Source organism: Chitinophaga sp., from assembly GCF_035538455.1.
In the GTDB taxonomy this organism is placed as follows: Bacteria; Bacteroidota; Bacteroidia; order Chitinophagales; family Chitinophagaceae; genus Chitinophaga.
Genome location: NZ_DATLKJ010000037.1, coordinates 19,411 through 36,972, shown reverse-complemented (window position 1 = coordinate 36,972; position 17,562 = coordinate 19,411). Strand labels below are relative to the sequence as shown.

The 17,562-nt window shown below is 47.5% G+C and carries 10 protein-coding genes; all 10 read left to right on the top strand.

Annotation, left to right across the window (positions count from 1 at the left end; all coding sequences use genetic code 11):
- The first annotated feature begins 2 nt into the window (after window positions 1–2).
- Window positions 3–1,487 (top strand): RagB/SusD family nutrient uptake outer membrane protein, encoded by a 1,485-nt coding sequence (locus VM802_RS03855; RefSeq protein WP_325528160.1) that lies wholly within the window; start codon window positions 3–5, stop codon window positions 1,485–1,487.
- A gap of 25 nt (window positions 1,488–1,512) precedes the next feature.
- Window positions 1,513–2,196 (top strand): hypothetical protein, encoded by a 684-nt coding sequence (locus VM802_RS03850; protein ID WP_325528158.1) that lies wholly within the window; start codon window positions 1,513–1,515, stop codon window positions 2,194–2,196.
- Window positions 2,197–2,227: 31 nt separating this feature from the next.
- Window positions 2,228–3,283, top strand: a complete 1,056-nt coding sequence (locus tag VM802_RS03845) for a DUF5007 domain-containing protein (RefSeq protein WP_325528156.1) — start codon at window positions 2,228–2,230, stop codon at window positions 3,281–3,283.
- Window positions 3,284–3,378: 95 nt separating this feature from the next.
- Entirely contained in the window at window positions 3,379–3,972 is a 594-nt protein-coding gene (locus VM802_RS03840) for an RNA polymerase sigma factor (protein ID WP_325528154.1), read from the top strand.
- Window positions 3,973–4,066: 94 nt separating this feature from the next.
- On the top strand, window positions 4,067–5,278 hold the full coding sequence (locus tag VM802_RS03835) for a FecR family protein (RefSeq protein WP_325528152.1): 1,212 nt from the start codon (window positions 4,067–4,069) through the stop codon (window positions 5,276–5,278).
- Between the two features lie 291 nt (window positions 5,279–5,569).
- A complete protein-coding gene (locus VM802_RS03830) occupies window positions 5,570–8,866 on the top strand; it encodes a SusC/RagA family TonB-linked outer membrane protein (RefSeq protein ID WP_325528150.1) in 3,297 nt (1,098 codons plus the stop codon).
- 23 nt (window positions 8,867–8,889) lie between these two features.
- On the top strand, window positions 8,890–10,548 hold the full coding sequence (locus VM802_RS03825; protein WP_325528148.1) for a RagB/SusD family nutrient uptake outer membrane protein: 1,659 nt from the start codon (window positions 8,890–8,892) through the stop codon (window positions 10,546–10,548).
- Between the two features lie 170 nt (window positions 10,549–10,718).
- A complete protein-coding gene (locus VM802_RS03820) occupies window positions 10,719–11,666 on the top strand; it encodes an endo-beta-N-acetylglucosaminidase H (RefSeq protein WP_325528146.1) in 948 nt (315 codons plus the stop codon).
- An 803-nt stretch (window positions 11,667–12,469) separates the two neighbouring features.
- On the top strand, window positions 12,470–15,775 hold the full coding sequence (locus tag VM802_RS03815; protein WP_325528144.1) for a SusC/RagA family TonB-linked outer membrane protein: 3,306 nt from the start codon (window positions 12,470–12,472) through the stop codon (window positions 15,773–15,775).
- Window positions 15,776–15,800: 25 nt separating this feature from the next.
- A complete protein-coding gene (locus VM802_RS03810) occupies window positions 15,801–17,411 on the top strand; it encodes a SusD/RagB family nutrient-binding outer membrane lipoprotein (RefSeq protein ID WP_325528142.1) in 1,611 nt (536 codons plus the stop codon).
- The last annotated feature ends 151 nt before the right edge of the window (window positions 17,412–17,562 follow it).

The window sequence follows — 17,562 nt, the reverse complement described above, 5'->3', positions numbered from 1 at the left end:
ACATGAAAAAACGAGCATATGGCCTGCTGGCCATTACTATCATAGGCAGCCTGCTGACGATGAGCAGCTGCAAAAAATACCTGGACAATAATCTCAGTAATGGTACTTACGATAATGTGTTCTGGAATTCGCAACAAGATGCAGAAGCAGCCGTGAATGGGGCCTATGCACTCTACCGCAGGGCTGATCAGAATAGGGGCGCATTTTTCATCTGGGGGGATTGCCCGGTGGGCATGATCTTTCCTGACAACTCTTATCTGAAACCTGTATACGAAAGCGGCAACTTTGTGGTGCCCTATTACGAGGGGATGTGTCACGACTGGACCAACTGGTTCCGCATCGTGAATCAGTGCAACATGATTATAGACAAGGTAGCGAAGATACCGGAGAATAAATTCAAGAGCAGCAGTGGTACGGCGTTGTCTGCCAGGAACAACCTTGTAGGTGAAGCGTATTTCATGCGCGCGCTGGCTTACTTCACGATGGTCAGAGTTTGGGGAGATGTGCCGGTGCAAAACGAACCGATATATGCAGCAGAGCAGATCAAGCTGAAAGCCAGAAGTCCGCAGGACTCTGTGTTGGGGCTGATCATGGGCGACGCACAGCAGGCCAGTAATCTCATGACCTGGGATGTCAGCGACAAATACCTGCGCGCACGTGCTGGTAAAGGCGCTGCCATTGCGCTGCTGGCGCATGTTACAGCGTGGCAGCATAAATACGATAGAACCGTTACTTATGTAGATTCATTACTGAACAGCGGCTATTACACCCTGGAGAGTCCTGCCAACCTGCCTGATCTGTACAGGGCCAATAAGTTTTCCAAAGAAAACATTTTCCTCATCACCAACAGTAACGCCTATAATGAGGGCAGTTACAACGCAGATGATAATCACTCCCTCGGTTACCTGACGCTCATGGAGCCGTATCTGATAGGCCGTACGGAAGTTCCGCTGTTTACCGTGCTGCCGGAAGCGTTGTCTAAATATTATACAGAAAGCGACAAGGATGCCAGGTATAATGCATTCTTCGGGCTTACCAATACTGCAAAGCCCCTTATTCTCAAGTATTCTGATGTGATATATAAGAATACCGCCGAGAATACAGATCCGGTTATACAAAGTAATGTGGTGATCTACCGTCTCGCAGACTTGTTGCTGCTGAAGGCGGAAGCCCTCGCCAACTTAGGCCAGGAGCAGGCTGCGATGCAGACCGCCAACATTGTAAGAGCCCGCGCAGGCATCAGCAATATGGAAGGCATGACCAGCGACGTACTAAAGAGAGCGCTGCTGGATGAGCGTATCCGTGAGTTGGTGGGAGAAGGGCATAACTATTTTGATATGATCCGCACCGGCTACTACCCCAACTGGATGACTGCCAGCGGCGGCGACAGGATGGCGAAGAAAGGCTGGCTGTGGCCCGTAGCCAAGAAGGTTTTTGATAACAACCCGCTCATGGTCCAGAATGAATACTGGAAAGGCAGGTATTGATTGCTTCATTGTACAACTGATAAAGATGAAAAATATAATAATAAAGATGATGATCCTTGCGCTGGCGATATATGTGCTGGCCGGTTGCAAGAAAGATGAGGTGATTGGCGGGGGTACTGCCAATCCGAGGGTGAACATGACTACGTACGATTTCCTGAAGAACCACTCCTGGCATTTTTTTGACACCACTATCCTGGTGATTGATAAGGCAGGCATGAAGGATATCATCAACGGCGATGTTACGTTCTTTGCACCCACAGACTTCAGCATCAACCGTTTTATCGCCAACAAGCGTGATGAGGCGAGGAAGAAAGACGAGCGACTGAACTTCACACTTGACAGCCTTTTTAAATATTACACACCACAGATGCTGCGCGATTCGCTGGGCATGTATGTGATCAAAGGAAAGGTGAACAGGGAGCAGATGACGCTGGATGGAAAGCTCTATGAGACGCTGACACCGGGGCAACCCATGCTTGTATCCCTGCTGGAGACTACCGACTACCTGGTGGATAACATCATCACTTCTAAAGCTCAGTATGTTACCTATACCAAGATCATCGGGGAACGGGATGTAAACGGAAAAGACCCTAGCGGCAGTGACAAACTGCAGGATATTCGTGTGAAGTGCCAGACTTCCGGCATCCTCACCACCAATGGAGTGCTGCATGTATTGGAGAATACACATATCTGGACATTCCGTCGCTGATCATTTTCAAAACCTTTACAACTGAACAATCATGATGAAACTACATATATATGCAACCGGCCTGCTGATGCTCATGGCTGGGCTTAATGCCTGCAAAAAGGTGCCGGTAGGGTATCTCAGCGACTATCCCCGCTATGCAGATAACCCATATACCGTTAAGCAGGGGGTGTTTAAGATGTCGCCCGGTATTATCCCTGATAACTCCACGCCGCCGCTGAAGGTAACGATCCTGGATATACGTGATAAAGCCACCGGCAAACATGCCGACGTTTTTTTCCAGGAGTTCGAGACTTATGTATGGAAGCAGCCTTATGATCCCGTTACGGACACTACTTTTGATAAGATCAACGCTAAGCGCGAGGTACTGAAAAAGCGGCCGATAGAGGTACTGCCTGGCAGTGGCCAGTTCATTTTCACGGATGTGACCACACATGTGCCACCGGGTACTTATTCCGTAGACCTGCAGATAGAGAACCCGAAAGGAGTGAAGCAGTACCGGAACATTATAGACATAAATCTGCAGGAACAGAGCGCCTACGAGTACCTGAATGCACCTTATGCGCTGGCTGGCCGTACTGACAAGGAAGAGGGTATCCGTTTTGCGTATGATGCGGACTGGCTTGATCCGCTTACGGGCCGCTCTACAACCGCGTGGCTTCGTATCAGAAAGGTGGCTGAATCGCCCAACCAGGTGATCTTTGTGGTAAAAGATAAATACGGAAAGATATTTCCGCCGGAGGCGTTGTCAAAAAGACCATCAGGTAACAGCTTCCTGAAGACGATGGAAACATTCTCCGTGAAAACGTTCACTAACGATACCGCTACTATTCATCAGTTTGCTACTGTGCCTTTCCCGCATACCTACTGGGATAATCAACAGAATGGCACCAACTGTTATTACCGTATTTATAGTAAGTATATACAATCAATCGATACGGCTAATACCAGAAACTGGTTCCCGCCGGGTCAGATCAACTATGGAGAGTGGAGCAAGTTGCCGGTGAACATCAACTTCAGGATGAACACGAAGGTTTATCTGCCAGGTACATATGTATATGAGCTAACGCTTCAGCTCACTAAAAAGTAATTTTCACGCAAAGTGTTAGAGACCGGTAGGCTCGGTCTCTAACACTTTGCGTGAAAATTTCCTACATTTAGCACAATATTTAAACCACTTGAATATTGTCTAATTTGTTATCAGGGGAGCGGGAGTTGCTTGTACGGGTCGCCGAAGGAGATGAGGCCGCCTACACGCTTGTTTTTAATGCGTACAGCAGGCAGGTGTTTGATGTGGCCATGTTGTATCTTAAAGATCATGCGGCCTCCCGGGAGATTGTGCAGGAAGTATTCCTGAAAGTATGGCTGAAAAGAGTCTCCATGGCTAATGTAACAGACTTTACCAACTATTTATTTATACTCACCCGTAATCATATCTACGACAGCTTTAAAAAACAGCTCGTAAAACAGAAGGCCCTGGATTATCTCATCAGTCAGGAGCCACGTCACGCCAACGATACCGACCATGTAGTGCAAGACCACCAATATGAGCAATTGCTGCATACTGCTATATCATCCTTACCGCCTGCGAGAAGAAAAATATATATGGCCCGCAAAGCGGGTATGAGCAATGAAGAGATCTCCAGGGAGATGAATATCACCGTGAATACTGTTAAAAAGCAGATGCAGCTGGCACTTCAGTATCTGCGCACTTTTATTAAGCAGCAACTCCACACCTGGCTGCTTATCCTTCTCTTGTTTTTGTATTTAATCGATTGATTCTCAATGTGGGAAATTTTTTTTCCTGTCGGATACTCCTTTTGTATCTGATGGTCGTCTTTATCATTATCAGCCAACTTTTAATATCGTATTCATGACCGCTTCAGAAATCAGACAACTACTGGAAAAATACAAACGCAACGCGCTTAGCGATGCGGAGTTGCTGCAATTACAGGAACTCGTGGGGGGAGGGGAGTTTGAAGCGGCCATCAAAGAGGATATACTGGAGGCGCTTTATGCCGATGTGGCGGACGGTGGCTGGGAGCAACAGGACAAAGCAGCTATATTACGCCGTATCCTGGGAAAGGAGGTGGCAGATATGGCAGGTAACGTTGGCGGGTACACGAAACCGCTGACGGGTATCCGGCGTAGCTGGATGGCAGCGGCCGCAGTACTGGCATTGGCTGCAGTGGCGGGGGGCAGCTATATTGCGCTTCGCTCACGCCCGGAAACCCAACAGGTGGCTGTAAGAAAAGCCCCGTTGGCTCCAGGCACCAATAAGGCTATGCTGATACTGGCAGACAACAGCACCGTAGCACTGGACAGCAGCAGCAACGGGACAGTGGCTATGCAGGGCAATACGCAGGTAACGAACGCCAATGGCGCATTATCATATGAAGCCGGGGGCAACAGCGACAAAGTAGTATACAATACCATGGTTACGCCTCGCGGCGGACAGTACCAGCTTACGTTAGCTGATGGCAGCAAGGTATGGCTGAATGCTGCCAGCAGTATACGTTTTCCGACCGTCTTCAGGGGTAAAGAGCGACTGGTGGAAGTTACGGGAGAAGCATATTTCGAAATACAGCAGGATGCATCCCGGCCTTTCCGCGTAAAGGTGAATGCAGCCGGCGGTAATGATATGACCATCAACGTGCTAGGTACCAGCTTCAATGTGATGGCCTACCCCGATGAACAGAGCATCCGTACTACACTGGTGGATGGCACCGTACAGCTGGAGAAAGGAGATGTGCGCAGCATGCTGAAGCCCGGATTTCAGGCTGTATTGCCGGCGCAGGGCAGCAACTTTGATATAGCTCCCGCAGATATAGAACAGGATCTGGCATGGAAAGAGGGCAAGTTCCGTTTTGTGAATACCAACATCCGCGTGATCATGCGGCAACTGGCGCGTTGGTACGACATCGATGTTCAGTATGATGGAAATGTATCCGATATAGATTTCACAGGAGTAATATCCCGCAGGGCTGACGCCGGGGCATTACTGAAAGCGCTGGAAACCACCCAAAGGGTAAAGTTCAGCGTAAGCGGCAGCAGCATTACTGTTACGCCCGCAGGGCAACACTAAACACGATTATGAACAGAACTTAAGATGGGCACGCGTTTGCTTGTTATTCATTGTCACAAAAAATGCATGTTATGAAAAAGACGTAGGCATTCCACATCAACCATTTTACAAGGCAGTAAATAAAAACCGGACCCGATGGCAGTCGAAGTCCGGCGTAATGGCTGCTAATTCCCTTTTCAAGCAATTAGAAAACTGAAACTAAAAAGCCAAGAATACAAAAGTATGGAACTACTTACTATCGGCAAAGTAAGCCGGAGTCGCCGGCGTTTGCCAGGAAAATTACTGTTGATTATGAAATTGACCGCAATTTTGATATTGGCTATCTCCCTACACCTGAGTGCCAAAACATATTCTCAAACGGTTACACTGACGGGCAAGCGCCTCAAGCTGTATGATGTGTTCAACAACATCAGCCGTCAGACCGGTTATGAGTTCGTATATGATGATAAGCTACTGCGTGGCGCAGGTCTTGTGAATATCAACGTAAATAACGCAGCTCTCACGGAGGTGCTGGACAAATGCCTGAAAGATAAGCCATTCACTTATTCTATCGTGGACAAGATTATTGTGATCAATCCGCGTAATAAGGTTACAGTTACCACAGCGGCGGTAAGCCCGCTGGCAGTGATCAAGGGTAAGGTGACAGGCTCCAAAGGCGAACCGCTGGCCAATGTAAGCGTTCAGGTGAAAGGTACCACCCGTGGTACACTTACCGGCGCGGACGGTAACTTCACCATCAATGCGGAAAGCAAAGACATACTGGTGTTCAGCTACCTGGGCTATGAAACCAAAGAAGTGACGGTGGGAGATAACACCACATTAAATATAGCACTCACTGAATCTAATACACAGCTTGGTCCGATCGTAGTGACGGCGCTGGGTATCAAAAGAACTGAGAAGTCTGTAACCTATGCTACTCAACAGGTAAGCGGCGTTGAGCTGACCAAAGCCAAAGACCCCAACCTGATGAACACGCTGAACGGTAAGGTAGCTGGTCTGACCATCCAGTCCAGCTCCTCCGGCGTAGGTGGTTCTACTAAGGTGATACTGCGTGGTAACAAATCAGGGTTAGGTAACAACCAGGCCCTGTATGTGATTGACGGTGTGCCGATGAACAACAGCACCACCAACCAGCCGACTACTGCGTACGGCGGTACCGCTGCATACGATGGCGGAGACCCGATCTCCAACATGAACCCGGATGATATTGAAAGCATCTCTGTATTGAAAGGCGCCTCTGCCTCTGCGTTGTATGGCAGCCAGGGTGCAAATGGTGTTATCCTGATCACTACAAAGAGCGGAAAGGCCGGTAAAACAGTCATTAATTTCTCTTCCGGTCTTACCATCAATCAAACGGCTTACCGTCCTGATTTTCAGAACACCTATGGTGCAACAGAAGCGGGCAAGACACAGAGCTGGGGCCCGAAACTCTCCTCCGGTGCAGCAGATAACCTGTCGTCTTTCTTCCGCACAGGTAACACCTGGACTAACTCTATCAGTCTTTCCGGCGGATCTGAGCACGCTCAGACTTATTTCTCTTATGCCAACACATCTGCAAAAGGTATTGAGCCGGGTAATAAACTGGGCCGTCATAACCTGAGCTTCAAAGAAACAGGTCATTTACTGAACAATAAACTCACTGCAGAAGCTGATGTGAACTACATGACCCAGAAAATTGACAATACGCCATTATCTGGCCTGTACTTTAACCCGTTGACCGGCTTGTATCTTTATCCGCGCGGCAGCAACCTGCAACAATATAAAGACAACTACGAGATAGCGAATCCTTCCCGTAACTTCCTGATGGTGCAGAACTGGCCTTTTAATGAGGACGTACAGCAGAACCCCTGGTGGATTGTGAACCGCAATCCCAATTCACTCAACAGGAACAGGATATTGCTGAACGCCAGCCTGAAATATGAGCTGACACCCTGGTTGAACATACAGGGAAGAGGAAGCATAGACCGTATCAACGATGTGTATGAACAGAAGATATATGCCGGTACTATTCCGGTGCTGGCGCACAGGAACGGCGGATATGTTTACCAGAACTCTACTACCACACAACAATATGGCGACCTGCTGCTCAATTTCAATATTCCGGTGAACAAAGATATTCGTTTAACCGGCGTAGTGGGTGGTAGCATCCGTGATGTAGTAACGAAAGGAGAGAAGTTCAATGCAGGTCAGGATAGTCTGAAGTTCCCGAATATCTTCAACATACAGAACTTCAGCACACTGAATCCTAACAACAGTGGTACATTACCTGAAAACCACGGCCAGTGGCAGTCTGTATTCGGTAGTGTGAATATATCTTTCAAAGACTGGGCATACCTGGATCTGACAGGCCGTAACGACTGGGCTTCCAATTTATCTTTCACCCCCAATGCTTCCTACTTCTACCCTTCCGCGGGTCTGAACTTTATTCTCAGTTCCATGATGAAGATGCCGGAAGCGATCAGCTTTGCCAAGATCCGTGGTTCTTATGCCGTAGTAGGTAATTCCCCGTTGGTATACCAGACCAATCCAGCGGAAAATACGATGGGGCCCAATGGCGCCACAGTGAAGATCAATACTTTCGCACCATTCAGGGAACTGAAGCCTGAGAAGACCAGATCACTCGAATTAGGTACGGAGTGGCGCTTCTTCGACAACAGGCTGAGTGCAGATGTTACTTACTATAAAACCAATACCCGCAATCAGACTTTACAGATAGCAGCCAGCCAGGCAACTTTGTATGAAGGTTATTACATCAACGCCGGTAACATCCAGAACCAGGGTGTGGAAGCGGTGGTGCGTTATGATGTGCTGCGCAACGGCAACCTGAAATGGAACACCAGCCTGAACTACTCTGTAAATGATAACAAGATCCTGGAGCTGGCTCCCGGTGTGGACAACTTCACCATCAGCGGGGCGTCAGGCGCCAACTATGTTTCCAAGTTTAAAGTGGGCGGTTCTTTCGGTGATATTTACGGAACAGTATTACAGCGAGACGAGCAAGGCAGGATCAAGATTGATGATAAAGGCAATCCGATCAAACAGGGTGGCGACCAGGTATATATTGGCAACCCTAACCCGAAATGGCAGATGGGCTGGAACAATAACTTCTCCTTTAAAGACTTCACCCTTTCCTTCCTGATCGACGGTAAGTTTGGAGGACAGGTGATGTCAGTAACACAATCCATGATGGATCAATATGGCGTGTCTGCAGCTTCCGGTGCAGCACGTGATGCCGGTGGCGTAAAGATCAACGGCGTAGATCCTTCCGGTAATGCTGTAGCAACAGTGGATGCACAGAAATGGTACAGCACCATTGGCGGACGTGAAGCGGTATCCGGAGAATATATGTACAGTGCCACCACCGTACGTCTGCGTGAAGTAGCATTAGGCTATACTATACCGGTGAAGAGCAATGCTGTGAAACTCCTGAAGGTATCGCTCACCGGCCGTAATCTCTTCTACTTCTCCAAAAAAGCGCCGTTTGATCCTGAGCTGACGATGTCTACCGGCAACGGTATGTCTGGCGTGGATATATTCATGCCGCCTGCACAACGCAGCTATGGCCTGTCTCTGAATGCAACATTCTAAAGAATTACCGTAAAACTGAAAAGATGAACCGTTATAATATAAAGAAGATGTTTTTCCGCAAAGGTAACCTGGCGATAGCTGCAGGGTTGATGCTGGCAGCATCTGCATGTACCAAAAATTATGATCTGTATAACACGGATAACACTGGTGTTTCAAACGGCCAGCTGAAACCTGATTTCAACGATCTGGGTGCTTATCTTAAAACAGCCCAGATGTCTATTTATAATTTCTCGGGTGGCGGCGACCCTAACTCTTTCCAGGTACAACAAAATCTAAATGCCGACTGCTTCTCAGGTTATATGATGTCGGCCACCCCATTCAATGGTGGCCGCAATAACCTGAACTATTTCATGATGACAGGCTGGAACGGGGAAGCGTTTAAAGTGGGCTATCTGAATGTGATGTCTGCTGTGAATAAACTGCGTTCCAACAGCCTGGATAAGAACTTTCCGGCAGTATGGGGGGTAGCGCAGATTGTGCAGGTGGCTGCTATGAGCAGGGTGACAGATATCTACGGCCCTATTCCTTATAGTAAGGTTGGTTCCAGTAAGGTTAGTATTCCTTATGATAGTCAGGAAGATGTTTACAAACGTTTCTTCCTGGAGCTGGACAGTGCCACCAATAACATCCGCACCTTTATGAGTGGTGGTCAGCAGCTGCCTTTCAACTTCGCTAATTTTGACCTGGTGTACAACGGTAACTTTCAGAAGTGGCTGCAGTTTGCCAACTCATTGCGTCTGCGCCTGGCTATGCATATCGTGAAAGCGGATCTTACTACCTCCCGGGCACAGGCAGAGAAAGCGATGGACCCGGCTAACGGTGGCCTGATAACAGATAATAGTGGCAATATGATGGTCAAAGTAGCCGGCAACGGGTTCACCAATCCGCTGGCATTTATCACGATCAACTGGAATGATATTCTCATCAATGCATCCCTGCAGTGTTACCTGACAGGTCTGAAAGATCCGCGTGTAACAAAGTACCTGGACTCTTCCACTGAAAAGAGTTTTTCCCGCAGGTATATAGGTATCCGTATCGGCAGTATCAGCGGCTCCAATTCGAAGGATGATTACGGCGGTTATTCTACTATCAACTATAAAGAGGGTGCGAATCCCAGTTTTTCCCTTACATCTCCTGTACAGCTGATGACTGCTGCTGAAGTGTATTTCCTGCGCGCTGAAGCCGCCGTACGCGGATGGGGTAACACAGGAGGAACTGCACAGCAGCTGTATGAACAGGGTATCAATACTTCCTTTGCACAATGGCAGGTAACAGACGCCGGGTATATTAATAACAGTACCAATGTACCGGCTGCTTATGTAGATCCCAAGAACGCTGCCAACAACCTGTCTTCTCCTTCCACCATTACGGTTAAATGGGATGAGAGCGCGGATATTCCGGTAAAGATGGAACGCATTCTTACACAGAAATGGCTGGCTATGTTCCCTGAAGGACAGGAAGCCTGGACAGAGTTCCGCCGCACCGGTTTCCCTAAATTGTTCCCGGTTGCCGTTGCTAATAATAACAGTGGCGGAACAATTTTCAGCGATGTACAAATCAGGCGTCTGCCCTTCCCGCAGAATGAATATAATACCAATGCAGCCGAAGTAGCCAACGCCATCAAATTACTGAATGGCCCTGATAATGGAGGTACCCGCGTATGGTGGGATAAGCAACAGTAAGCAACAAACGAAGCAACATACTAAACTTAGAATAGCGAGCAAGGAGCACTTTTGACAATCGAGAGAAAAAAACGAAGTTCCCTGACAAGGGAGCTTCGTTTTCCCCAGACAAATCCAGAGAGCATTTTTATTCATCAACCGATAGTCTTTTAACAATTAAAATTCCAGACATGAAAAAACAATTCCACATCCTTCGGCAGTCAGCGTTACTACTGGCTGGCGCCGCCCTGACCTTTGCCTCGTGTAAGAAAGACAATAGCGTCCTTAAATCTGAGGATGGAGCTTCCTCAGGAGCCAAAACTGAATCTGTAACAAAAACCGGTGGTAAGTCTGTCTGCTATGTAGAAGTGAACAGCAACGCGCTGATCAATACCGGCAAATACACACTTACTACCGGTGGTCAGCAACTGTTTGATATTGCTATCATCTTTGCAGCCAATATCAACTACAACACTACTACACAACAGGCTTATCTCTTTAACAATCCCCAGGTGACCAGCACTCTGGTGAACAAAGCCACCCAGATCGTACCGCTGCAGAACAAAGGCATGAAAGTACTGCTGTCTATCCTTGGTAACCACCAGGGTGCGGGCTTCTGTAATTTCACCAGCAGAACTTCTGCACGCGCTTTCGCAAAACAGCTGAGCGATACAGTTGCTTATTATGGTCTGGATGGTATCGATTTCGATGATGAATATGCTGAATACGGAAACAATGGTACAGGTCAGCCTAACGACAGTTCCTTTGTAATACTGGTAGATGAGCTGCGTAAGCTGATGCCCAGCAAAATCATCTCTTTCTATTACTATGGTCCCGCTGCCTCCCGTCAATCATGGGGAGGAAAAACCGTTGGCAGTATGGTTGATTACAGCTGGAATGCCATGTATGGAACCTATTCAGTACCAAATGTTGCCGGCCTTTCCAAAAGTAAGTTAGCCCCCGCTGCCGTTGATATCCAGAGCACCAGTGTTACTACTGCCAAGTCACTGGCTACACAAACCAAGAACAATGGTTACGGTGTTTATCTCTGGTATAATCTCACCAGCACCAATAAAGCAAGTTATTTCTCTCCTGTTGCCCAAATTCTATACGGTAGCAACGTAACTTACACTCCCTGATATTTTTAACGACAGGAGTGATAATAATGATTTTTGATAACAGAGATTAATTACTGCGACAGAATAGAATGATTTTACGGACTATTCTGAAAAGCGTTGTTGCATAAATAAAGGTATTTCCGGTATTTATGCGACAACGCCATTATTTTAATCGGAAGGATTCAAGCAAAGTCCCCCAGGTCATTGTCTAAATATTTATACAATAACGCCATTCTGAAATAAGGTGAATCAGCTATTCTATCATTATAATCCGTCGGGAGTTCTTCCGGGCGGGTTATTCTTTCTTATTAAACCAGGTAGCTTCCTGGTCTCAATACGCCCCCGGGAGGGAGAATTGAGCTGATCTGGTGGTGTTCCGTGGGAAATATGGCCACCTAATCCATATTGTCTCTGTTTCTGCCTGTCATAGGGTGGTATGCGAGGAAAGTATAGCTGCATTGTGAAGAAATTATTAACAATTGATAATCTGCTATCATTAGGATGTTAAGAAAAATGCCACATTTACAATAACTATAAAATGCACGCAAAAGAGAGGAGAGCTAATTGACGCAGTGTGTAAATTATTTGAGCCAGTAGTAGTAATTCCATTTTATTATTTATTAATTATCTGTCAGCCAGAAAAAAATCAACAGCCAAAGCAGTTTGTCTATATCGGTGAACTGATGAAGGATTCCTGACGTTTATGGTAAAACTATTCATACCTGCAGCATGCAGGTGATGTTTTATCCCCTAACTAAAACGATTTATCAAACATTGACCGGGCCACCGGTTGCGGGGTATTTATATCTTTTAAATCAGCTGTTATGTTAAAACGTTTCCAATTATTATTCCTCTGCTGTATGCTGTGCAGTGCTATGCTATGGGCACAAGGCAGAAAGATTACGGGCAGGGTTACTGCCAGGACCGACGGGTCACCTATACCTATGGCTACGATCAAAGTGGCCGGCACCAAAACGGGCGTTACAGCCGATGCCAACGGCGCCTTCTCCATCACAGCGACGGGCAGCGATGTGCTGGAGGTAACCAGTGTAGGTTTCAATACTGTCAAAATAAAGGTGGGCGAACAGGAGTCCATTAATGTGACGTTGGAAGAGAATACTACTGCGCTGAAAGAAACTGTGGTGACAGCGCTGAACATCAGACGTGAAAAGAGACAGATTGGCTATGCGATGGAGAGTATCACGGGAGATAAGATTGCACAATCATCTGCCCCCAACATCGTAAATGCCTTATCAGGCAAGATGGCTGGCGTAGTGGTAACGCAACCCAACGGTGTGGAAGGCGGAACTACACGCCTCGTACTGCGCGCCAATTCCAGCTTCACCGGCAACAACCAGCCACTCTTCATCGTGGATGGTGTAGAATTCCAGAATCCTCCCGGCATGACCTCCATGAACCGTGGTAAAGATTGGGGCTCTTACATCAACAATCTCAATCCTAATGACATCGAAGATATTACGGTGTTGAAAGGCCCTGCTGCTTCCGCACTATATGGTGCTCAGGGTGGTAATGGCGTTGTCATCATCACTACTAAAAAAGGTGGTAAGAAACCCGGCCTCGGTGTTGAATATGCCTTTGATTACCGCACTACTAAACCGTTCATGTATATGGATATGCAGAATGAGTATGGCAGCGGTGGTCCGATCAGCGATCTGGAGCCCACACTGGACAAGGATGCGAGCGGAAACTATATTTTGCCTAAAACATGGAACAAGCAACATGGGCCCACTACGTTGCCAAAACAGAGTGGATACAATACCTACGATATCTTTAGCTGGTATGCCTCTTCTGTATCATGGGGGCCTAAAATGCAGGGTCAGCAGGTGAAATGGTGGGATGGACAGATGCGCCCCTATTCACCACAACCTGATAATATGAAAGGCTACTTCAGGCCCGGTCATACTGCTACACACAACGTATCTTTCTCCGGTGAAGGATCGCTCGGAAGTGTGCGCCTGTCACTCACCCGCACAGACAACAATGCTGTAGTGCCTAATAGTGATTACAACCAAACCACTGTAAACCTGGGAAGCAATCTGAATATTTCCAAGAAATTAAAGGCAACGATCGCCATGTCCTATATGGACTACTACCGTAAGAATTCTCCTTCACTCGGTGATGATGCTAATAGCTGGGGAAAGGCGACAATCTACTACTATCCCCGCGATTACAGGGATTTGGGCAAAGGCAATTACGAGCTGCCTGACGGTACCCGCAATCTGCTGACCGGATATGCAGACTCCTACTGGGGCGACAACCAGTACATCTGGTGGAATACATATAACAACAACACGTATCTGCGCCGCAAAACATTACTGGGATCTGTGGCACTGACTTATGATATTACTGACTGGCTCAATATCATGGGCCGCAGCGGCCTGGATTTTTCCAACAATAATACTGAAGAAAGGAAGAAACCGACTGACCTGACGGGCCTGACCGGCGGCTACTATGGCCGTTCTACAGGTACGGACAGATCCAACTCCAGCGATCTGATCATCACTTTCCACAAGGAGAAGCTCGCCAGAGATCTGGGTCTTACTGCCAGACTCGGCGCCACACGCAGGGTAATATCCAATTACACTATGAGCAACTATACGGATAATTTCGCACTGCCTTTCTTCTACAGTCTTTCTAACGTGAAAGGTACTGCCAAGCTGCCTTCTGAAGGCTTCTATGATAAGAAGACTAACTCCGTATACGGCTTGCTGGACTTCTCTTTCAGAAACTATCTGTTCTTGGAACTGACTGGCCGTAAAGACTGGTTTTCCACACTGCCGCTGGATAATAACAACGGTAAGTTCTTCCCTTCAGCTACCCTCAGCTTTGTGTTCACAGACGCCTTCAAGCTACAATCCGAATGGCTTAGCTTCGGTAAGCTGAGAGCGGCTGCGGCAAAGGCAGCGAGCGATCGTGAGCCTTACCTCATGAATCGCGTATACAAGAACGATATGTTTGGTGGCAACGTTACGTTATCGCTGCCGGATTCCATTCCGCCGAAATCACTGCAGCCACAGACTTCGCGCACCGTGGAACTGGGTCTCAATCTCGGGTTGCTGAAAAACAGGATCAATGTGGATGTTACCTATTATAACACCCGTTCCTACAATCAGATCCTGAATGCTCCCGTAGCTACCAGCACTGGCGCCAGGGCCATCTGGTTCAACTCCGGCGAAATGCAAAACAGCGGTGTGGAAGTTCAGATTGATGCAAAAGCGATTGCTAATAAAGATTTCCGTTGGGATATTGGCCTGAGGCTTGCGAAGAACAAAGGAAAAATCCTTTCACTGGATAACACACATCCTGAAGTGGAATTCTTTGACCTGGATAACCTCTGGGATAACTACGGCCCATCTATCCGCCTGAAGAAAGGCGACGACTATGGTACTATCTACGGTTATGACTATACGTACCTGAATGGTCAGAAGATAGTAAGTAACGATGGTACCCGCTACATTCCCACCAAAGAGAAAGTGCCTATTGGTAATGCTACACCTAAGCTCACCGGTGGTATCACCAATACCTTTACTTATAAGAATTTCTCGCTGGGTATGCTGATAGATGGAAAGCTGGGTGGAGACATCTACTCCGGCAGCTATGCTATCGCCACAATGAGCGGCCTCACACCGGAAACGCTGAAAGAACGCGATGGTGGCGGACTCCCATATACAGATGCTTCCGGCGCTACCCGCAACGTGGGCGTATTGCTGGATGGCGTATATGCTGATGGTAAAACCAATGATAAAGTAGTACACTATATCTGGAAATACATGGGTAACCTTGGCGCGGGCTGGGGCGACTGGATTGATCCCAACACCAAGGAGCGTCACAACTTCCTGAATAAGCCGCAGGTATTTGATAATACCTACCTGAAGATGCGTGAGTTATCGCTTACTTACAACGTACCGGAGTCTTTCCTGAAACGTCAGCATGTGATCCAGCATCTCAACCTTTCACTGGTAGGCCGTGATCTTTTCTACATCTACAAAAATCTTCCTGCTAATATCAATCCTGAAGGTATCAATGGAGCAGGTAATGCACAGGGACTGGAATGGGGCGCGCTTCCCGCGATGCGTTCCTATAGCGTACAAGTGAGGGTAGGATTCTAATATTAACAGTAAAAAAACATCCGCAATGAAAAAATCAATAATCATAAAATGGGTTGTGCCGGCGGTCTTCGCTGTAATGGCCGCAGGATGCACCAAAGGTTTTGAGCAACTGAACGTAGACCCGTCGAAACCTACGGAGTCTTCTATGGATGCGACTATCAACGGTATCACTGCCAAGTTGCAGGACAACCAGGCTGAATTTACATTCCTGTACAACGAATTATATTATCCGCTGTCGGAGCTGAATGCCCAGAGCCGCAAACTCGGTGTGGACCCTATAAGCCGTACCAACGATGCCTTATGGACCAGCTACTATTCCATGATGAAGAATGTGCGCGACCTGGAAGACCGCTTCAGCAAGTATACCGGTGATAAGGAAAGTCTTGATAACCTGAAGGCGGCAGTGAAAACCACTGTGGCCTATGTTACTTACCGCATGGTAGACAGGTTTGGGGATATTCCGTTTTCACAGAGCGGCTACAGCTTTATCCCTGATAAGCAGATCCTGCAGCCGGTATATGATAAGCAGACCGATATTTACAGGTCATTGCTGGATGATCTGAAATGGAGCAGTGAACATTTTGTAACCGACAACCGAAAGACCCCATCAGGCAACAGTTACCTGAACATCAACGGAACAGCTGATGCCTACTTCAGCGGGGTTACTACAACCTGGCAGGCTTTCGCCAACTCGCTGCGCCTGCGTTATGCTGTGCGTATAGCTGATAAAGATGCACAGAAAGCAGCTGAAGTGATCGCTGACGTAGTGGGCAAAAACCTACCATTGCTAGATGGCGCCACCAATGACCGCAAAGACGCCATCACCGATTATCTGAAGCTCGACAAAACCGGTATCGACCTCACGCAGAACTACAACGCCGCCGGCAGCTCCGGTAACCGCCTCGGCACCACCATGTGGCAGTATCTTTCCACCAATGACAATGTGGATGGCAGCGGTATCATTGACCCGCGTACCTACGTATGGTACATGAAAAACAAAGATGACAAATGGCTCGCTTTCCCGCAACAGGCGCCGGAAACAGCCCTCACTGATGTGGATGCTGTATATGATAAGAGTAACAGATCGAAGGTAATTTCCACGTACAGCCCTGTGAATCTAAATATGCTGAATGAAGGCAACTATGTACCACGTCCTGTGTTTACCATTTCAGAAGTGAACTTCCTTCTGGCAGAAATATATCTACGTGGTATTGGTGTAGCTAAAGATGCAGCAAAGGCTGAAACCTACTACTATAAAGGCATCCGTAGCTCTATCACTTACTGGTATGACTGCGTGGATAAATCAGGTAGCTGGAGCAGTCGTCCTACAAGGCCTTCAGATGCAGCAGTAGCGACCTTCCTGGCAAATCCCAAAATTGCATTTGCCGGAGACGATGTCGCCAAACTGAAGCTACTCTACGCACAGGAATGGCTGTCTTTCATCTGGCAACCGGATCAGGGTTTCTTCCTGATGCGCCGCACCACACAGACGCCTCATCTTGGCGCTGCTGATAATTCGTTCTACCGTTTGCGTTATCCTCCTTCTGAGATCACTTACAACCAGGCTAACTATAATGAGGCAGTAGGCAGGATGGGAGGGGATGAAACGAATAAGAAGATATTCTGGATGAAGTAATGATGATGAGTGGATATTGTCCGAACTGTGATTTATGTGATTAGTTTGATTTTTCTGATGAGCGAAGATAGAAGGGAGGAATTAGTTAGATGATTGGGAATATGCGGATACCCTGTCTGGATTTATTTCCGGGCAGGGTATTCGCATTTAT

Coding starts and splice junctions, on each gene's coding strand:
- VM802_RS03830 (WP_325528150.1), top strand. CDS start 5,570: ATGAAATTGACCGCAATTTTGATATTGGCTATCTCCCTACACCTGAGT.
- VM802_RS03815 (WP_325528144.1), top strand. CDS start 12,470: ATGTTAAAACGTTTCCAATTATTATTCCTCTGCTGTATGCTGTGCAGT.
- VM802_RS03850 (WP_325528158.1), top strand. CDS start 1,513: ATGAAAAATATAATAATAAAGATGATGATCCTTGCGCTGGCGATATAT.
- VM802_RS03835 (WP_325528152.1), top strand. CDS start 4,067: ATGACCGCTTCAGAAATCAGACAACTACTGGAAAAATACAAACGCAAC.
- VM802_RS03810 (WP_325528142.1), top strand. CDS start 15,801: ATGAAAAAATCAATAATCATAAAATGGGTTGTGCCGGCGGTCTTCGCT.
- VM802_RS03820 (WP_325528146.1), top strand. CDS start 10,719: ATGAAAAAACAATTCCACATCCTTCGGCAGTCAGCGTTACTACTGGCT.
- VM802_RS03825 (WP_325528148.1), top strand. CDS start 8,890: ATGAACCGTTATAATATAAAGAAGATGTTTTTCCGCAAAGGTAACCTG.
- VM802_RS03855 (WP_325528160.1), top strand. CDS start 3: ATGAAAAAACGAGCATATGGCCTGCTGGCCATTACTATCATAGGCAGC.
- VM802_RS03845 (WP_325528156.1), top strand. CDS start 2,228: ATGATGAAACTACATATATATGCAACCGGCCTGCTGATGCTCATGGCT.